General features: G+C 69.3%; 15 protein-coding genes and 1 pseudogene. 1 reads left to right on the forward strand and 15 read right to left on the reverse strand.

All coding sequences use genetic code 11. The features are described from left to right. Window positions 1-7 precede the first annotated feature (7 nt). The 7 genes from FRAAL_RS10975 to FRAAL_RS11005 form a co-directional block, all read right to left on the reverse strand. Complete coding sequence (locus FRAAL_RS10975) at window positions 8-1,189, reverse strand: thiolase C-terminal domain-containing protein (RefSeq protein WP_011603665.1); 1,182 nt, start codon at window positions 1,187-1,189, stop codon at window positions 8-10. Continuing rightward, entirely contained in the window at window positions 1,186-2,079 is an 894-nt protein-coding gene (locus tag FRAAL_RS10980; RefSeq protein ID WP_157892043.1) for a hypothetical protein, read from the reverse strand. The genes FRAAL_RS10975 and FRAAL_RS10980 overlap by 4 nt, the downstream gene beginning before the upstream one ends. A 13-nt stretch (window positions 2,080-2,092) precedes the next feature. Beyond that, window positions 2,093-3,154, reverse strand: a complete 1,062-nt coding sequence (locus FRAAL_RS34790) for a MaoC/PaaZ C-terminal domain-containing protein (protein ID WP_011603667.1) — start codon at window positions 3,152-3,154, stop codon at window positions 2,093-2,095. Then, the gene (locus tag FRAAL_RS10990) at window positions 3,154-4,293 is read right to left on the reverse strand and encodes an acyl-CoA dehydrogenase family protein (RefSeq protein ID WP_041939146.1); all 1,140 of its coding nucleotides are present in this window, start codon (window positions 4,291-4,293) and stop codon (window positions 3,154-3,156) included. The genes FRAAL_RS34790 and FRAAL_RS10990 overlap by 1 nt, the downstream gene beginning before the upstream one ends. Beyond that, on the reverse strand, window positions 4,290-5,495 hold the full coding sequence (locus FRAAL_RS10995) for an acyl-CoA dehydrogenase family protein (RefSeq protein WP_011603669.1): 1,206 nt from the start codon (window positions 5,493-5,495) through the stop codon (window positions 4,290-4,292). Before FRAAL_RS10995 ends, FRAAL_RS10990 begins: the two co-directional genes overlap by 4 nt. Before the next feature lie 38 nt (window positions 5,496-5,533). Beyond that, complete coding sequence (locus FRAAL_RS11000) at window positions 5,534-6,685, reverse strand: acetyl-CoA C-acetyltransferase (protein ID WP_011603670.1); 1,152 nt, start codon at window positions 6,683-6,685, stop codon at window positions 5,534-5,536. Window positions 6,686-6,807: 122 nt separating this feature from the next. Continuing rightward, window positions 6,808-7,215: an SRPBCC family protein gene (locus tag FRAAL_RS11005; RefSeq protein WP_055752404.1), complete on the reverse strand. Its 408-nt coding sequence runs from the start codon at window positions 7,213-7,215 to the stop codon at window positions 6,808-6,810. A gap of 265 nt (window positions 7,216-7,480) precedes the next feature. Between FRAAL_RS11005 and FRAAL_RS34795 the strand changes: the two are divergent. Further along, a pseudogene (locus tag FRAAL_RS34795) lies at window positions 7,481-8,158 on the forward strand (AMP-binding protein); the annotation flags it as partial. On the opposite strand, the gene FRAAL_RS33520 reads toward FRAAL_RS34795, so the two are convergent. From FRAAL_RS33520 to FRAAL_RS11045, 8 genes are all read right to left on the reverse strand, one after another. Further along, window positions 8,067-8,333 carry an LLM class flavin-dependent oxidoreductase gene (locus FRAAL_RS33520; RefSeq protein WP_162137501.1) on the reverse strand — a complete coding sequence of 89 codons (267 nt, stop codon included), beginning with the start codon at window positions 8,331-8,333 and terminating at the stop codon, window positions 8,067-8,069. The pseudogene FRAAL_RS34795 and the gene FRAAL_RS33520 overlap by 92 nt on opposite strands. A gap of 28 nt (window positions 8,334-8,361) precedes the next feature. Further along, the gene (locus tag FRAAL_RS11015; protein ID WP_197537262.1) at window positions 8,362-9,420 is read right to left on the reverse strand and encodes an LLM class flavin-dependent oxidoreductase; all 1,059 of its coding nucleotides are present in this window, start codon (window positions 9,418-9,420) and stop codon (window positions 8,362-8,364) included. A 138-nt stretch (window positions 9,421-9,558) separates the two neighbouring features. Beyond that, window positions 9,559-10,386 carry a mycofactocin-coupled SDR family oxidoreductase gene (locus FRAAL_RS11020; protein WP_011603675.1) on the reverse strand — a complete coding sequence of 276 codons (828 nt, stop codon included), beginning with the start codon at window positions 10,384-10,386 and terminating at the stop codon, window positions 9,559-9,561. 326 nt (window positions 10,387-10,712) lie between these two features. Beyond that, entirely contained in the window at window positions 10,713-11,378 is a 666-nt protein-coding gene (locus FRAAL_RS11025) for a TetR/AcrR family transcriptional regulator (protein ID WP_011603677.1), read from the reverse strand. Between the two features lie 141 nt (window positions 11,379-11,519). After that, window positions 11,520-12,362 carry an LLM class F420-dependent oxidoreductase gene (locus FRAAL_RS11030; RefSeq protein WP_011603678.1) on the reverse strand — a complete coding sequence of 281 codons (843 nt, stop codon included), beginning with the start codon at window positions 12,360-12,362 and terminating at the stop codon, window positions 11,520-11,522. A 161-nt stretch (window positions 12,363-12,523) separates the two neighbouring features. Then, complete coding sequence (locus FRAAL_RS11035; protein WP_011603679.1) at window positions 12,524-12,922, reverse strand: metal-sulfur cluster assembly factor; 399 nt, start codon at window positions 12,920-12,922, stop codon at window positions 12,524-12,526. Continuing rightward, window positions 12,915-14,042 (reverse strand): amidohydrolase family protein, encoded by a 1,128-nt coding sequence (locus FRAAL_RS11040; protein ID WP_050997082.1) that lies wholly within the window; start codon window positions 14,040-14,042, stop codon window positions 12,915-12,917. The genes FRAAL_RS11035 and FRAAL_RS11040 overlap by 8 nt, the downstream gene beginning before the upstream one ends. A gap of 120 nt (window positions 14,043-14,162) precedes the next feature. Next, the gene (locus FRAAL_RS11045; protein WP_041939147.1) at window positions 14,163-14,999 is read right to left on the reverse strand and encodes a mycofactocin-coupled SDR family oxidoreductase; all 837 of its coding nucleotides are present in this window, start codon (window positions 14,997-14,999) and stop codon (window positions 14,163-14,165) included. Window positions 15,000-15,013: the final 14 nt, after the last annotated feature.

Here is a 15,013-nt window from a genome sequence, read left to right on the forward strand (position 1 = left end):
GTCTCGGTCAGGTGGGCTGGGCGGAGAGGACGGCCGCGGTGTAGAACTGGTCGATTCCGCCGCAGGCCGTGGCGAGGGCCAGCCGGGCGCCGTCGACCTGGTGATCGCCGGCCCGTCCCATCACCTGCGCGGCGGCCTCGCCGAAGCGGATCAGGCCGGTGGCGCCGATGGGATTGGTTGTCATGCAGCCCCCGGACGGCACGACGGGGATGTCGCCGTCCATCGCGGTGGCTGCGGTCTCGACCAGATCGATACCGCGGCCGGGAGGCGCCAGGCCGAGCGACTCGTAGTAGGCGATCTCGAGGTTGGCGAACGGCGCGTAGACCTCGACCACGTCCAGCTCACGCCGCGGGTCGGTGATGCCCGCCTCCTGGTAGGCCTCGGTGGCCGCCCATGCCTGGGCGCGCGGGATGGCGAAGTCGGATTCGTCGTCGTGGATGCGGTCGCCGATGCGGTACACGTCCGCCGCACAGCCCAGGCCCGCGACGTAGGCGGCGTGGGACTTCTCGCGGGCCTTCTCCGCGCTGGTCATCACCACCGCCGCGGCGCCGTCCGAGCGCGGGCAGGTGTGCAGCAGGCGCAGCGGGTACGCCAGGGAACGGGACTGCTTGACCTCCTGCTCGGTGATCTCGCGGTGCAGGTGCGCGTACGGGTTGCGCAGCGCGTTGCCGAAGTTCTTCGTCGACACCCACGCCATGTGATCCTCGGTCAGGCCGAAGTACCTCATCTGTCGCGAGGCGACGAGCGCGATGCCGGTGATGACGTTGAGCTGGACGTCCTGCTCGTACACCGGATCGAAGATCGTGGTGAACACCGCCTGCGCGTCGGCCGTCTCCGAGGTGCGCTGCAGGCCGACGACGAGCACGGTCTCGTACAGGCCGGCCGAGATGAGCCGTGACGCCGCGAGTGGGCCGGAGCCTCCGGTGGCCCCGCCGGTGTGCACCCGGATCAGCGGCTTGCCGACCCCGCCGAACGCCTCGACGCACCAGCGATCCGGCTCGTACACGCCCTCGAACACCTCGGGCGCCGAGGCGAACACGACGGCGTCGATCTCGGTGAGCTCGGTGTCGGCGTCGGCCAGCGCGCGGCTGACCGCCTCGAAGATGAGTTCGGGTGTGCCGACGTCGACCCGTGACGTCTTGTAGCGGGTCTGGCCGAAGCCGAGGACCGCGGGCTGCTGCGGGCTCATGCGACCTCCACCAACGCGGCGTGCGCGTTCTCGTATCCGATGCCGCCCGCTGAGAGCACCAGCGCCGGGCCGGGCTCGCCGGCGGCGAGCGACTCGTGCACGGCGAGCAGGCCGGCGGCGTAGCCGAGGTCGGCCCACCGTTCGCTCTGGCGGGCCAGAATGTCGTGGGGCACCCCGACCGCGCGTGCGAGCTCGTCGTCGTCCACCGCGTGCAGGCCGGCGACCCGGGCGCGGCGCAGATCGGTCACGTCGCGGCCGGCGAGCTTGCACGCCGCGGTCGCGGCGGCGGTGACGGGCCCCAGCAGCGGCTCACCTGGACGCAGGTACGGGCCGTTCGCGGCGCCGAGGCCGATGACCGTGCCGCGGGTCCGCCGCTCGGGCGAGGGTGCGGTGAGGACCAGCGCGACGGCGACGTCGGCCGATTCGACGGCGGTCCGTTCGACGAGCGTCGGCCGCCCCAGATCGGACGACCGCCGCAGTGCGACGACGGCGTCCGGATGGGCGTTCAGCCCTCGGGTGAACACCGGTTCCAGGCCGAGTGCGGCCATGGCGTCCCGGTTCGCGTCGCTGAGCTTGCTCCAGGTGCAGACGATCACCGCCTGGGCCGCGTCCGCCGCCACCTCGGCCGCGGCCAGGGTGAGCGCCGCCAGGCTGTCGTTGCAGACGCGCATCTCGTTCTTGTGGAACGAGCCGGTCGATCCGGTGAGCGTCATGGTCGCGATCGCGCGGCCGTCGTAAAGGTCGGACGCCGCCATGAACGAGCCCGAGACGTCGCCGATGCCGAGTCCGGCGTCGCGCAGTGCGCCCGAGGTGACCGTATAGATCATCTCGTCGAGGGCCATCGGTATGTCGGGGCGCGGGGGCAGGCAGTAGCTACCAGCAATGTTCACCGATATCACGCGCTCACCTCACTTCTTCGGTGACGCCGATCGCGGGGCGATCCGTGACGTCGAGGGATGGATGGTCGAACGAGTCGCCGACGACGAGCGCGGTGCCGGTGAAGACGACCGCGCCGCGCTGGTTGGTGGTCGCGAGCTCGATGGTCACGAGGGCATCGGTCCCGGCGCCCTCGACGGCGATGATCGCCGCGGTGCCGGACAGCGAGTCGCCGGGGAACACCGGCGCGCGGAACCGCCCGCCGAACTCGCGTAGTCGCGTCACGCCGACGAGATCGGTCACGAGGCGGCCGGTGATCCCCATCGTGAGCATGCCGTGGGCGATGACCGACGGGTAGCCGGCGATTTCGATGGCATAGGGCTCGTCATGGTGCAGCGGGTTGTAGTCACCGGACGCGCCCGCGTACTGCACGATCACAGCTCGCGAGAGATCTGTCACCAGAGGCCGCTGGCAGATCTGGCCCGCGGGCAGCGCGGTACTGGCACCCCCTTCCGTGTCGCCGGCGGTGTCGCCGGCCGGCAGCCGACGGCCGGCGTCGCGGCCAGGCCGATCGGCCGGGGCCCGACGGCTCACGGCGCCGCCTTCCCCGACTCGGGCCTCCACCGCCACCGCGCGCAGCACCAGCTCGCCGGCCTCGTCGGCGAAGTCGGTGACGATCTCGCGGAACCGCAGCGTCCCGCTCCTGGCGCTGGTCCGCTCCCAGCTCTCGCCGGCTCGCTTCGCCGCACGCAGAGTCTCCCCGGCGACAACCGGTCGGACGTAGGTGTAGCGCTGCTCCGCGTGCAGGACAACCGGACTGTCCGCGACCTGCGTCGAGCCCGGGCGCTGCGATCCGACCCATGGCGTGTCCGGCCGGGGCCGCCATGGGTACCCCGGGATGAACTGCTGCAACGCCTCACCGAAGGTCGGCGGGGCCGGGACGCCGCCGAGGCCCGCGCGGGCCGCCGCCGCGGGATCGGTGTAGACCGGGTTGTCGTCACCGACCGCCCGGGCGAACAGCATGACGTGCACCGGGTCGATCGGGAAGACGATCGTCTCGTCCGTCGTCCCGCCCGGTGCCTCGCCCATCAGTGGCCACCCTCGGCGCCGAGGGCCCGTCGATGGGCCGACGGGAAGCCGAACTGCGCCCGGCCGCTGACAGCTCGACGCAGATACAGGTGGGCCGGGTGTTCCCAGGTGTAGCCGATGCCGCCGAGGGTCTGGATCAACGCGCCCGCCGCGTGGAAGAAGGCGTCGGAGGCGGCGGCCTTGGCGACATGCACCATCGTCGCGGCATCCGGGGATTCGTGTTCGAGGGCGCCCAGCGCGAAGACGGTCGCCGCCTTCGCCGCCTCGACGTCCATCAGCACGCTGGCGAGCTGATGCTTCACGGCCTGGAAGCTGCCGATGGGACGACCGAACTGGTGGCGTCGCTTCGCGTGGTCGACGGCCTGTTCCAGGCAGTGCTCGGCGCCGCCGATCTGCTCCGCCGCCAGGCACACCGGCGCGATCCGCCGCAGCCTCGCGAGCGCCCGGGAGCCGCCGTCGAGCGCGCCCAGCGGTCGGGCGGCCGCGGCGGTGAACCGGACCCGCGACAGGCGTCTCGTGAGATCCATGCCCGGCAGCCGTTCGACCAGCACGCCGGGTGCGTCCGGATGGGCGAGGAAGCAGCCGACCCCGTCGCGGGTCGACGCGAACACGACGAGCCGGTGCGCGCCGTGCGCCTCCCAGACATGGTCGGAGACCCCCGTCAGCCGGGGTGTCCCGTCGCCGTCGGCGGTCGCGGCGGTGGCGACCACGCCACCCATGTCGGGAAGGCCGTCCGGGCCGTCGTCGCGCAGTCCGGCGACGGTCGCCAGGACCTCACCCCGGCACAGCCCGGGCAGGATCTCCGCCCCGACGGCCACGTCGCCGCTGCCCACGATCGCCTGCGTGGCGAGAACCCCCGAGGAGAAGTACGGCCCGCTGTACAGCGCACGCCCCAGCTCCATCAGCGCGACGCCCAGCACCGGCAGCGGCGCGCCACCGCCGCCGAACCGCTCGGGTGCGGCGAGCCCCACAAGGTCGAGTTCGGTCGACAGCAGCTTCCACAGCGCCGGGTCGAAGTCCTCCTCGCCCGTGGCCAGGGCGAGCTGCGCCGGCCCGGAGCAGTGGCGGGAGAGCGCCGCGCGCAGCGTCTTCTGCAGCTGGATCTGGTCGTCGTCGAGGCTTGCCGACACGCCCGTCATCGCGGCTCCCTCGGCAGTCCCAGCATGCGCTCCGCGATGATGTTGCGTTGAATCTCGCTGGAGCCGGCGTAGATGGTCGCGGCGCGCGCCCGGAGGAAGTAGTCCGCCCAGGTACCCGCGGTGTTGGGGGTTCCGGCCTCGGCGGCGGGGAAGCTCACGCCGCGCAGCCCGTCGCTGCCGGCGGTGACCGCGTCCATGCCCAGCACGTCGAGGGCGAGTTCGGTCGTCTCCTGGATCCACTCGCTCCAGAACAGCTTGTGCAGCGACGACTCGGCGCCGATGTCCCGACCGGCGACCCAGCTGTCGACCGCGCGCAGCCCGAGGCACCGCAGCTCCTCGACCCGCTGTCGGCTCCGCCCGAGACGTTCGACGATGACCGGATCGGTGGGACCCTCGGGGTCGACCGCGATGCGGTGCAGCCGTTCCCAGTCCTTGCGGAAGCGAATGGCCAGGGTGGCCACCGCCTCGCCGCGTTCGAAACCGAGCAGGCTCATGGCGACGGGCCACCCGCCGTCGACCGGCCCGACCACGGCGTCGGCGGGACATTCCGCGTCGGTGAAGAAGACCTCGTTGAACTCGGCCTCGCCAGTAAGCGTCCGCAGCGGGCGCAGGTCGATGCCCGGCTGGTCGAGGGCGCACAGCAGCAGGCTGATCCCCCGGTGCGGCGGCACGGAGGAGTCGGTGCGACACAGGACGAAGATGTGCGTGGCCAGGTGCCCGTAGGAGGTCCAGATCTTCTGTCCGTTGATCATCCAGCGGCCCTCGACGAGCTCCGCGCGGGTGCGGATGCCGGCGAGATCGGACCCTGCCTCGGGCTCGGAGAAGCCCTGGCACCAGATGTCCTGTTGGCTGAGGATCCGCGGCAGGTAGTACCGGCGCTGTTCCTCGGTGCCCCAGCGCAGCAGCGTCGAACCGAGCATCTGCACCCCGAAGTTGTCGTTCAGGCCGCCCTGGGGCACGCCCGCCGTGGTGCACTCCTCGGCGAGGATGAGCTGTTCGCGCGGGCTCAGGCCGGATCCGCCGTACTCGATCGGCCAGCCCACCGCGAGCAGTCCGTTCTCGTGTAACAGCCTGCGCCAGCGTGTGCGGAACTCCTCCTGTTCGCGGTCGGACAGCGCGCCGATGCCGCTCCAGCCCGCGGGCAGGTTCTCGGCGAGCAGCGACCGCACGCGGGCTCGGAACATCTCGCCATCGCTGTCCACGTCGCGGTCCCCACCGGTCGGCGCGGCCCCGGCCGTGTTCACAGGCGCTCGATGACGGTGGCGTTGGCCTGGCCGCCGCCCTCGCACATCGACTGCAGCCCGAAGCGGGCCTGCCGGCGCTCGAGCTCGTGCAGCAGCGTGGTCATGATGCGCGCGCCACTGGCGCCGATGGGGTGCCCGAGCGCGATCGCGCCGCCGTTGACGTTGAGCCGCTCGGAGCCGACGCCGAGCTCACGCTGCCAGGCCAGGACGACCGAGGCGAACGCCTCGTTGATTTCGAACAGGTCGATGTCGTCGAGGGCGAGACCGGCGCGGCGCAGCACGTCGCGGGTGGCCGGGATCGGGGCGGTGAGCATGTAGACCGGGTCGTCGCCCCGCACCGACATCGCATGGACGCGGGCGCGCGGGCGCAGCCCGTACTGCTCGACCGCGCGCTCGGAGCAGATCAGCAGGGCCGCCGCACCGTCGCAGATCTGGCTCGACAGGGCCGCGGTGATCGATCCGCCCTCGGTCAGCGGGTTCAGCGTCGCCATCCGCTCCAGGGAGGTGCTGGGCCGGGGACACTCGTCGCGCGACCCGGCGCCGAACGCCTCGATCTCGCGCTCGAACCAGCCGTGCTCGGTGGCGTGCACCGCGCGCTCATGACTCGCCAGGGCGAAGCGCTCCATCTCCTCGCGGGGGATCTCCCACCGCCGCGCGATGAGCTCGGCCGCCCGAAACTGGCTGACCTCCTGCGTGCCGTACCGGCCCTGCCAGCCCCGACTGCCGGAGAACGGGTCCGGGTGCACGAGGTCCTGGCCGGCCGACCAGGCGATGTTCATGGGGACGACGCTCATCAACTGCACGCCGCCGGCGACGACGACATCCTGGGTGCCGCTCATGACGGCCTGCGCGGCGAAGTGCACCGCCTGCTGGGACGAACCGCACTGCCGGTCGATGGTCACGCCGGGCACGTTCTCGGGCAGCCCGGCGGCCAGCCACGCCAGCCGGGCGATGTCGCCGGCCTGGGGGCCGACCATGTCGGTGGCTCCGAGGATCACGTCGTCCACCACCACCGGATCGATGCCCGCGCGCTTGACCAGGGATGTCAGCACGTGCGCCGCGACGTCGACCGGGTGTTCGGCGCTGAGGCTGCCCCCGCGACGTCCGACCTGAGTACGAACCGCTTCGACGATGAAGGCTTCCGCCATGTCATACCTTCCGGCGTTCGGGCGCGGGCAGACCGCGCAGCGAGATCAACATTATCTACCAAACGATTGGTCGTCAACGGTGAACGGTGGCCCGCAGGTCGGGTCGACGATCGATCGCGGGATCAGTCGGGGCGGGTGGAGGGCTGTTCGAACCGTTCGGCGAGGAGGTCGAGCGCGCGCTCGACCGAGGTCCCGAGCGGCCCCGCGAGATCATCCGGACGGACATCCGTCGCATACAGCACGAGACACCGGTGGTTCCCGTCGGGGATGACATCCACGGTTCCCAGGTGCGACTCGACGTCGATGCCCCGGACGATCCGGTACTGCAGGCGCATGAGGGCGTCGTCGACGGTGATGATCTCCTCGGCGACCACCTCCCCGGACCGCAGGGTGCACGTGCGCGTCGATCCGGACATCTCGCAGGCCACGATGCTCGGGAACCATGCGGCGATCGCCCCGGGATCGCCGACCAGCGCCCACACCCGCTCGGCCGCGGCCTCGACCCAGACGTGCCGGCGACTGCTCGCCACGTCACCCACCCGCCCGTACCGCCGGCCGGCCGGCGGTACCGCCGGCCGCCCTCGCCCTGTTTCTCGCCCTGCCCCTCGTCCGCCAACGTTTCGTCATCAAGGCCCCTTCCGACCGTTTGGTTGCTAAACCGTAGGTCGTCGGGACCGGTTGGGTCAACGGGTCCCGCGAGCGGAGCTGGGTCGGTCCAGACAGGTACCCACCAATCGTTTGGTTTGGTACCCTTCCCCGGCGATCGTGAAAACCGACGAGGAGAATCGAGCCGCGATGACGGTGCACTCGACTATCGACCTTCTGCGCGAACACGCGGCCCGTTCCAGCCGTGGTACCGCCCTTCACGCCGACGGCCGCGCCCTCTCGTACGGCGACCTGGACGGGATGTCGAATCGCATCGGCCACGCGCTCGCGGTCACCGCCGGTGCCCGCGTGGCGTTCCTCGGGAAGAACAGCGCCCACTACTTCGCCGTTCTGGCCGCGTGCGGCAAGGTCGGCGCGGTCATCGTCCCGCTGAACTGGCGGCTGGCCTACCCCGAGCTGACCGCGATCGTCGCCGACGCCGACGCCGCGGTGATCGTGGTCGACGACGAGTTCGCCGAGGTCGCGCGGCGGCTCGAGGCCGATCCGGAGGTCACCCTCGTGGTCCGCACCATTGACACACGCACCGGAACGGGCAACTGGTACGACACCTTCCCCGCGACGGACCCGGGGTACCGCCCGCACCGGGACGACGTCGCCATCCAGATGTACACGTCCGGGACCACCGGCCAGCCGAAGGGCGTGATGTCCACGCACGGGGCCGTCCTGGACTCGCTGCGCATCCTGGCCGGCGTTGCCGGCATCGGGCGGGACGCGGTCAGCCTGTGCACGTTGCCCACCTTCCACATCGGCGGAACGTCCTGGACCCTGACCGGGTTGTGGGCCGGCTGCACGACCGTGCTCTTACGCGAGGTGGAGCTCCTATCCGGGAGGTACGGGTGGCGGCGACCGCGAGCGTTGCCCACGGATCGAGGTACACCGCGGGCGAGTCGTATACCCAGGCCCGGTCGTATCCCAGGCTCTCCGCCGCAACAATGTCGTCGGGCGTCTGCTCGGCAGGCCCGAACGCGCAGGATATCTTCATGGGGCACTCCCACCGGCTTCCACCGGCCTCAGGCCGGTAACGACACCTTCGGGGCGACTTCCCGGCTCAGCAACTCGATCGAGTGATTCCATGGCTCCGGGTTGTCGATGTAGTCGTAGCCGTACATCATGATCGTCCCCCACCCGCCGGTCGCGGCAAAGGCCTCTTCGAGCTTCTCGACCGCGGTCTCCGGCGAACCGACGATCCAGACGTTGTCGGCCAGGTAGTCGAGATCGACGTCATCCGCGCTCATGCCCGGATTCTTGATCATCGTCTCCAGGATGCCGTAGTTGTGGTAGCGCGGTAGCACGTACTCCTGCCAGGCCTTGCCCATGCCGCCCTCGATCGCCCACCTGCGCGCCTCCTTGTCCGTGTCCGCGATAAAGACGTCGCGAACCACGTGGTGCACCGAGCGGTCGACGATCCGGCCCTTCTCCTGGGCCGCCGTGGAATAGGTCTCCCAATGGTTGCGCAGGAAGTCGTCACCCGAGTAGATGGAGAGCGGTAAGTAGCCGTTCTGCCCGGCGAAACGCAGCGACGGGGAGTTCGGGCTGAGACCTGTCAGGCCGATCTCGATCGTTCCGTTGTACAGGCCGACGTCCCGGAGGGGATGCCCCTCCGGTGCCTCCGGATAACCGGCCCGCCAGTAGTCGCCCTCGAACTGGAACGGCTCCTTGCGCCAGACCCTCCGCATGATCTCGAGGGACTCGGTCACCATCCTGTGGTTCTCGGTCAGGTCCTTGAGCCCCCGCAGTGCGGCGTCCTCGGGAAAGGCGCCGGCACCGATGCCGAGAATGTAACGACCCTGGGTGACCTGCGTCAGGTAGGCGATCTGGACCGCCAGCGTCGCCGGGTGGTGGTACGGCAGGAGATGTGCTCCCGGCGCCAGTCTGATCTGTTCGGTCTGCAGCGCCGCCGCCGCGATCACGAGCTCCGGATTGGGGATCGACTCCCACGCCTGGGTGGCGTGCTCGCCGATCCAGTACTCCGAGAGCCCGGCCTGATCGCAGACCACGGCCTGCTCGACGGCCCACGTGAAGGTCTCACGCGCCGACCGGGTCGGCGGCATGAAGGGTGTCTGAAACATCGCTGCGTGCATGATTCACTCCCCAGACTGACTTGGCTGTGGACGGAACGGTGGGGCGGACGGGACACCCTCCGGCGTTCCGGGGACAATAGGGCGCCGGGGGTGGCGGACAAATGTCGGTGCGCCCCCTTCGGCCCGTTATACCTTCTGCAGGAAACCGCCGTCCACCGGGATCATGGCTCCGGTCACGTAACGTGATTCGTCGCTCGCCAGATAGAGCACGGCGTTGGAGACGTCGACCGGTTCCACCCATGGAATTCTCATGGGGTTCAAGGTCTGGAAGATCTCGCCAAACCGCTCCCGTGTTGGGTTCGCCGGATCGAACAACCGGTATGTGGCGTCATTCATAATCATCTTGGTGTCGACCGAGTTCGGATGGACCGTGTTGACGCGGATGCCGTGCGATGAGATCTCGTTGACGAGGGTCCGCATCAGGCCGATGACGCCGTGCTTGGCCGCGGTGTAATGGGCGAAGTTGGCGAAGCCCACCAGACCGGCGGCCGAGCTGATCAGGACGATCGAACCTCCTCGACCCGACTCAATCATGGAGGGCAGAACGGCCCTCACGGTGCGGAAGACGCCCGTGAGGTTGACGGCCAACATGTCGTCCCACATCTCGTCGGTGATCTCACTGAAGGGCGCCATGCTGAAGATTCCCGCATTCGCGCACACCACGTCGATCGGACCGAGCTCGCTGATGGCCTGCTCTACCACCGCATCGAGTTCGCCGGACTTGCGGACGTCGGCCTGCCGTCCGACGACACGCCGATCGAGGGCTTCGATCTCCTTGATCGTCTCCGCGAGGTCGTCGGCGGTTGCCATGTCATAGGGAACCGAGCCGATCCGGCCACACAGGTCGACGGCAATGATGTCCGCGCCCTCTTCGGCTAGCCGTAACGCATGGGCGCGCCCCTGTCCGCGGGCCGCACCGGTCACGAACGCGACTTTTCCGTCCATCCGTCCCATTCAACGCTCCTTCGTTGATTTCACGGCTGGCAGAATAGGGGCGGTGGTCAACCGGACGCCCAGGATTCCGATGCCCACAATAAAAGCAACGACCGCCAACCAACTGTTTGGTGCCATCACGTTAGGCGTCGGCGGTAGACCTGTCAACGGGGGAATCGCGGGGGAATTCTGCGCCGAACCGTGCACTCTCCGCCGGCCCGCCGGGGCCGCCGTGCGCGCAGGATAGCTGACTCGGCACGGGAGGTGTGGGGGCGAGGTCGTCGAAGTTGCACCCACGGACTTCGTGCGACCTGGTTCGTGCGGCTTACGTCCGTGCGGCCTACGTACTACTGTCCTTCGTGCGATGCCGCCTGCGCGGTCAGCGCCTTGGCGGGCTGCGCGATCCCCAGGACGGTCGCCATCGCGAGCTGCGCGTAGCTGCGCGCGACCTCGTCGGGGGAGTCGTCGCCGTCGCTGCGGTACCAGTCGGCCACCCAGTTCGTGCCGCCGATGACGAAGGAGGACACGTAACGCTGATTGACCGTGCTCTCGATGCCCAGAGTCTCGTACGCCTTCGTGATCAGGCCACGTAGGTAGTGGTCGTACTGTCGGCGGCGTTCGACCAGCTTCTTCCGCCGCTCACCGGTGAGATTGCGCCAGTCCCGGAAATAGAGCGTCTGTAGTTCGAGGTTCTGCAACGTGTTCGAGACGCTGCGCTCGAGATAGGACCGCAGCCGCTCGACCGCGTCGACCTCGAGGGCGTCGAGCTCGGTCATCAACCGCTCGGCGTCGACATGGGCGTTGTCGAAGATCTGGAAGAGCAGGTCTTCCTTCGAGTCGATGTAGTGATAAAGACTGCCCTTGAGTACGCCGACTGCGTCCGCGACGTCCTGGATGCTGGCGGCGGCATAGCCCTTGCGCGCGAAGATCTCGAGGGCGGCCTGCAGGATCTCCGCTTCACGATTGCGGCGATCCGTGGGCTGGCCGGTGGCCTTCTCGCGCCTGGACTTCATCACACCCCGTAACCGACCGATTGTTTGGCCGAGGTTACCCCTTCCTCGATGCAGCGGGCAAATCAGAACCGCCGTCACGATGAGGTGTGCCCGCCCTCACATGCGGCTGAACCGCCGACCGAGGCAGTGCCGTGATCGGCGTCATGTGAGGCCGGCCGTCTTCGCAATGAGGCGAAGGGCGTCGAGCGTCTGGTCCCGGGGCGCCGTCTGCAGCAGGAACACGCAGGCGTCCACGCCCATCGCCTCGTACGCGGCGATCCGGTCGGCGTCGGCCGCCATCCCGAACAGGTACACCGGGATGTGCCCGCGGCCCCGTTCGGCCGACCGGGTCCGCAGCTCTGCGATGCGGTCCGCCAGGTCCGGCATCGGCGGCCACCCCGGGTTCGGCGCCCAGATGTCGGCGTACTCGAGTACCCGGTCGATCACCGTCGGCCCCATCCCGCCGAGCACGATCGGCGGGTGCGGGGTCTGTGCGGGCCGGGGTCGCACCGTCGTCGGGGCGATCCTGACCAGCTCGCCGTCGAAGCTCGCCACGTCGTCGCTCCACAGCGCCTTCATGGCCTGGACACGCTCGCCGACCAGGCGGGTGCGGAGGCGCGGCTCGGTGCCGTGCTGGCGCATCTCCTCGACGTTCCAGCCCGCGCCGACCCCGAACAGGAACCGTCCCCCGCTCAGCTGGTCGAGGCTCGCGACGGACTTGGCGGTGTGGATGGGATCGCGCTGGCCCAACAGGCACATCCCGGTGCCGATGCGCAGCGTGTTCGTCGCGTGCGCCGCGATGGTGAGGGCCACGAACGGGTCGTAGGTGCGCAGGTACTCGGGCGGTAGTTCGCCTCCCCCGGGGTACGGCGTCTCGCGGCTCGCGGGGATGTTCGAGTGCTCGGTCAGGAACAGGTGGTCGAAGCCGTGGCCCTCGACGGCGACGGCGAGGTCGTCGGGACGGATGCCCTCGTCGGTCGAGAAGGTGACGATCCCGAACTGCACGACTGTTCTCCTTCACGGACGGCCGCGGAGGGAACGCGACCAGGGTCGGAAAGCGATCGAGACTGCGGTCGCCGGACAGCTCGACGCGGTGTCTGGTGTGCCCGCGGCATCGTGCGGAATCGACGGCGACGACGACCGTCGAAGACCAGCCGGCTGACCGCTCAGCGGGCGGGGAACCCGCGCGACCGGAGCGTCGTTCTGCGCCGCGTCTGTGCCGCCTCGCTGATCAGCGCGGGGGTCCAGTCCAGACCGTGGTCCATGCTGACCACGATCGACGTGACCCCCGTGACCTCGGTCAGGCGACGTTTGATCTCGACGCTGAAGTAGCCGACGTTGTGGCACAGTGGCGCGGTGAGCCGCATGGCGACCCGGACGCGTCCGTCCGGCTCGACCTCGACGGTATCGATCAGGCCCATCTCCTCGATGCCCATCGGGGTCCCCGACGCCACGCTGCACGGGTCGCCGATGGTGTTGAGGACCTCACGGATCCGGTCGGCCAGGCCGGGCTCGGAGGTGGGCGGGGTGGTGGGTGCGGGCACGGACAGCGGGATCTCAGGCAACGCAAGTCCCTTCGGGCAGCGGGGTGGTTACGGCGTCCTTCAGCGGCGTCGTGGAGTAGGGGATCGGTAGCGGCGCGCCCTGGGCGAGATCGAACTCGTCGCCCTTGATGCCGGCGGCCAGCGCGTCGACGTCCCAACCGTGCAGCCGCGCGATGTTGCCGCTGAGGATCGCCTTCTTGTGCTCGCGGGTAAGCTGTGGGACCGGGAAGAAGATCCCGTGTCGCGCCATCTGCTCTTCGGTGAACTGGAAGTCGACGAACGCTTCCAGGCCGGGTCGCGGGTGCGAGTTCATCGCGCCGCTGGCCCAGTAGATACGATTCAGAGCGTCCTCACCCGCGACCCCGAGCAGCCCGGCGAGCAACTCGCCGAACACACTCGGACGCATGGTCAGGACGAGGTTCATCGTCTCGAGGTTGACCCAGATGTTCGGGAACCGCGCGAGCAGCCAGGCTGTTTCCTCGACGAACGACAGTCCGCCGTGGACGATGGAGAAGTTGAGGTCGGGGAATGCGGCGGCTGCGCCCTCGACGTCGATCGGGCTGAACGCGTCACCGCCGGACGGCGACGGGCCCATCGGTAGCGACTTGTGTGTCGCGACGCAGGTCAGACCGAGCTCGCGGGCCTTCTCGTAGAGCGGGAATCCGATCGTGGGGTCGTCCATGCGCCACGGGGTGACGTCGCCCTCGTGATAGCTGACCGGGTACAGCTTCAGTCCGACGGGGTTGTCCAGCAGCTCGACCTGGCGCTCCATCTCGCCGAGCGGGTCGGGACGCAGCGGGTCGATGGCGATGTAGGAGCCGATGAACCGGTTGGGCCAACGCCGCGTCGCCGCTACGGCCTTGTCGACGCTGGAGTAGCCGTCCTTGAAGAAGAAGATCGGGACGGGGTGGAACACCGCCACGTCGGTGTGGGACTCCCGGAAGAGGATGTCCGCGGTCTCCTCGACCGTCCAGTCACGCAGCGTCGCCTCGGCATCGAGGTCGTAGCCGGCGGGCTGTCCCGCGAAGAAACTGGCCTGCAGCCGGCGCAGCGCGTCGGCGTACTCGGGCGAGGCCATGTTGGCCTCGCTCATGTCGAACGTGTGCGCGACGCCGTCGATGACGAAAAACTCGTCCTGCATTTTGGCTTCCCTTCGAAAAATCGGCCGCATGTTACCAACCAACCGTTTGGATTAAAAGTATCCGCATGCCAGTTGAGGGTCAAGGATCCAGGTATGCGTCCGATCTCGGAGAATCCGAGGTCAGGTGATCAGGGCTCCGGCGTCGACCGGCAGCGCGACGCCGGTGATGTAGCGCGCCTCGTCCGAGGCCAGGAACAACAGTGCGTTACTGACATCCCGGGCCTCGACCCACGGAAGGGGCAGGGCGTTCATGGCCTGCGAGGCCGGCGCGAAGTCCTCGCGGGTCGGGTGCGACAGGTCGGGCCGGAACAGCCGGTAGGTCGAGTCATTCATGATCATCGGAGTGTCCACCTGGGTGGGATGCAGGGTGTTCACCCGGATGTTGTGTGGCGCCAGCTCGAGCGCGAGCGCGCGCATCAGGCCCACCACGCCGTGCTTCGCCGAGACGTAGTGCGCGACGTTCGCATACGGCTGCAGCCCCGCCGCCGAGCTCGTCAGGACGATCGCCCCGCCGTGGCCCGCCGCAACCAGGTGCGGGATGGCCGCCCTGCACGTGCGCCACACGCCGCTGAGGTTGATGTCGAGCATCGTGGTCCACACGTCGTCGGGGATGTCCTGCGCGGGATGCGGTGCCGAGCTGATCCCGGCGTTCGCCGCGACGATGTCGAGCCGGCCGAACCGGTCGAGTCCCCGAGCGAGCGCGGCCGACACCGCCTCCTGGTCGCGCACGTCGGCCTCGATCGCGACGATGCGTCGGTCCAACCGCTCGACCTGCTTCACCGTCTCGGCGAGGTCCTCCGGGGACGGCCCGTCGTAGGGCACACCCTGAATCGACCGGCAGATGTCCATGGCGATGATGTCCGCGCCCTCCTCGGCCAACCGGACGGCGTGGCTGCGTCCCTGCCCTCGTGCGGCGCCGGTGATGAAGGCGACCTTGCCTGCTACCCGTCCCGTCATGTGACTGCGGTTCT

Origin of the sequence: Frankia alni ACN14a (genome assembly GCF_000058485.1) — a bacterium.
In the GTDB taxonomy this organism is placed as follows: Bacteria; Actinomycetota; Actinomycetes; order Frankiales; family Frankiaceae; genus Frankia; species Frankia alni.

What these genes read in the sequence shown, in the direction of transcription:
- FRAAL_RS10975 (WP_011603665.1), bottom strand. Translation starts at nt 1,189, where the DNA reads ATGAGCCCGCAGCAGCCCGCGGTCCTCGGCTTCGGCCAGACCCGCTAC.
- FRAAL_RS34790 (WP_011603667.1), bottom strand. Translation starts at nt 3,154, where the DNA reads ATGGGCGAGGCACCGGGCGGGACGACGGACGAGACGATCGTCTTCCCG.
- FRAAL_RS10990 (WP_041939146.1), bottom strand. Translation starts at nt 4,293, where the DNA reads ATGACGGGCGTGTCGGCAAGCCTCGACGACGACCAGATCCAGCTGCAG.
- FRAAL_RS11000 (WP_011603670.1), bottom strand. Translation starts at nt 6,685, where the DNA reads ATGGCGGAAGCCTTCATCGTCGAAGCGGTTCGTACTCAGGTCGGACGT.
- FRAAL_RS33520 (WP_162137501.1), bottom strand. Translation starts at nt 8,333, where the DNA reads ATGAAGATATCCTGCGCGTTCGGGCCTGCCGAGCAGACGCCCGACGAC.
- FRAAL_RS11015 (WP_197537262.1), bottom strand. Translation starts at nt 9,420, where the DNA reads ATGTTTCAGACACCCTTCATGCCGCCGACCCGGTCGGCGCGTGAGACC.
- FRAAL_RS11020 (WP_011603675.1), bottom strand. Translation starts at nt 10,386, where the DNA reads ATGGGACGGATGGACGGAAAAGTCGCGTTCGTGACCGGTGCGGCCCGC.
- FRAAL_RS11025 (WP_011603677.1), bottom strand. Translation starts at nt 11,378, where the DNA reads ATGAAGTCCAGGCGCGAGAAGGCCACCGGCCAGCCCACGGATCGCCGC.
- FRAAL_RS11040 (WP_050997082.1), bottom strand. Translation starts at nt 14,042, where the DNA reads ATGCAGGACGAGTTTTTCGTCATCGACGGCGTCGCGCACACGTTCGAC.
- FRAAL_RS11045 (WP_041939147.1), bottom strand. Translation starts at nt 14,999, where the DNA reads ATGACGGGACGGGTAGCAGGCAAGGTCGCCTTCATCACCGGCGCCGCA.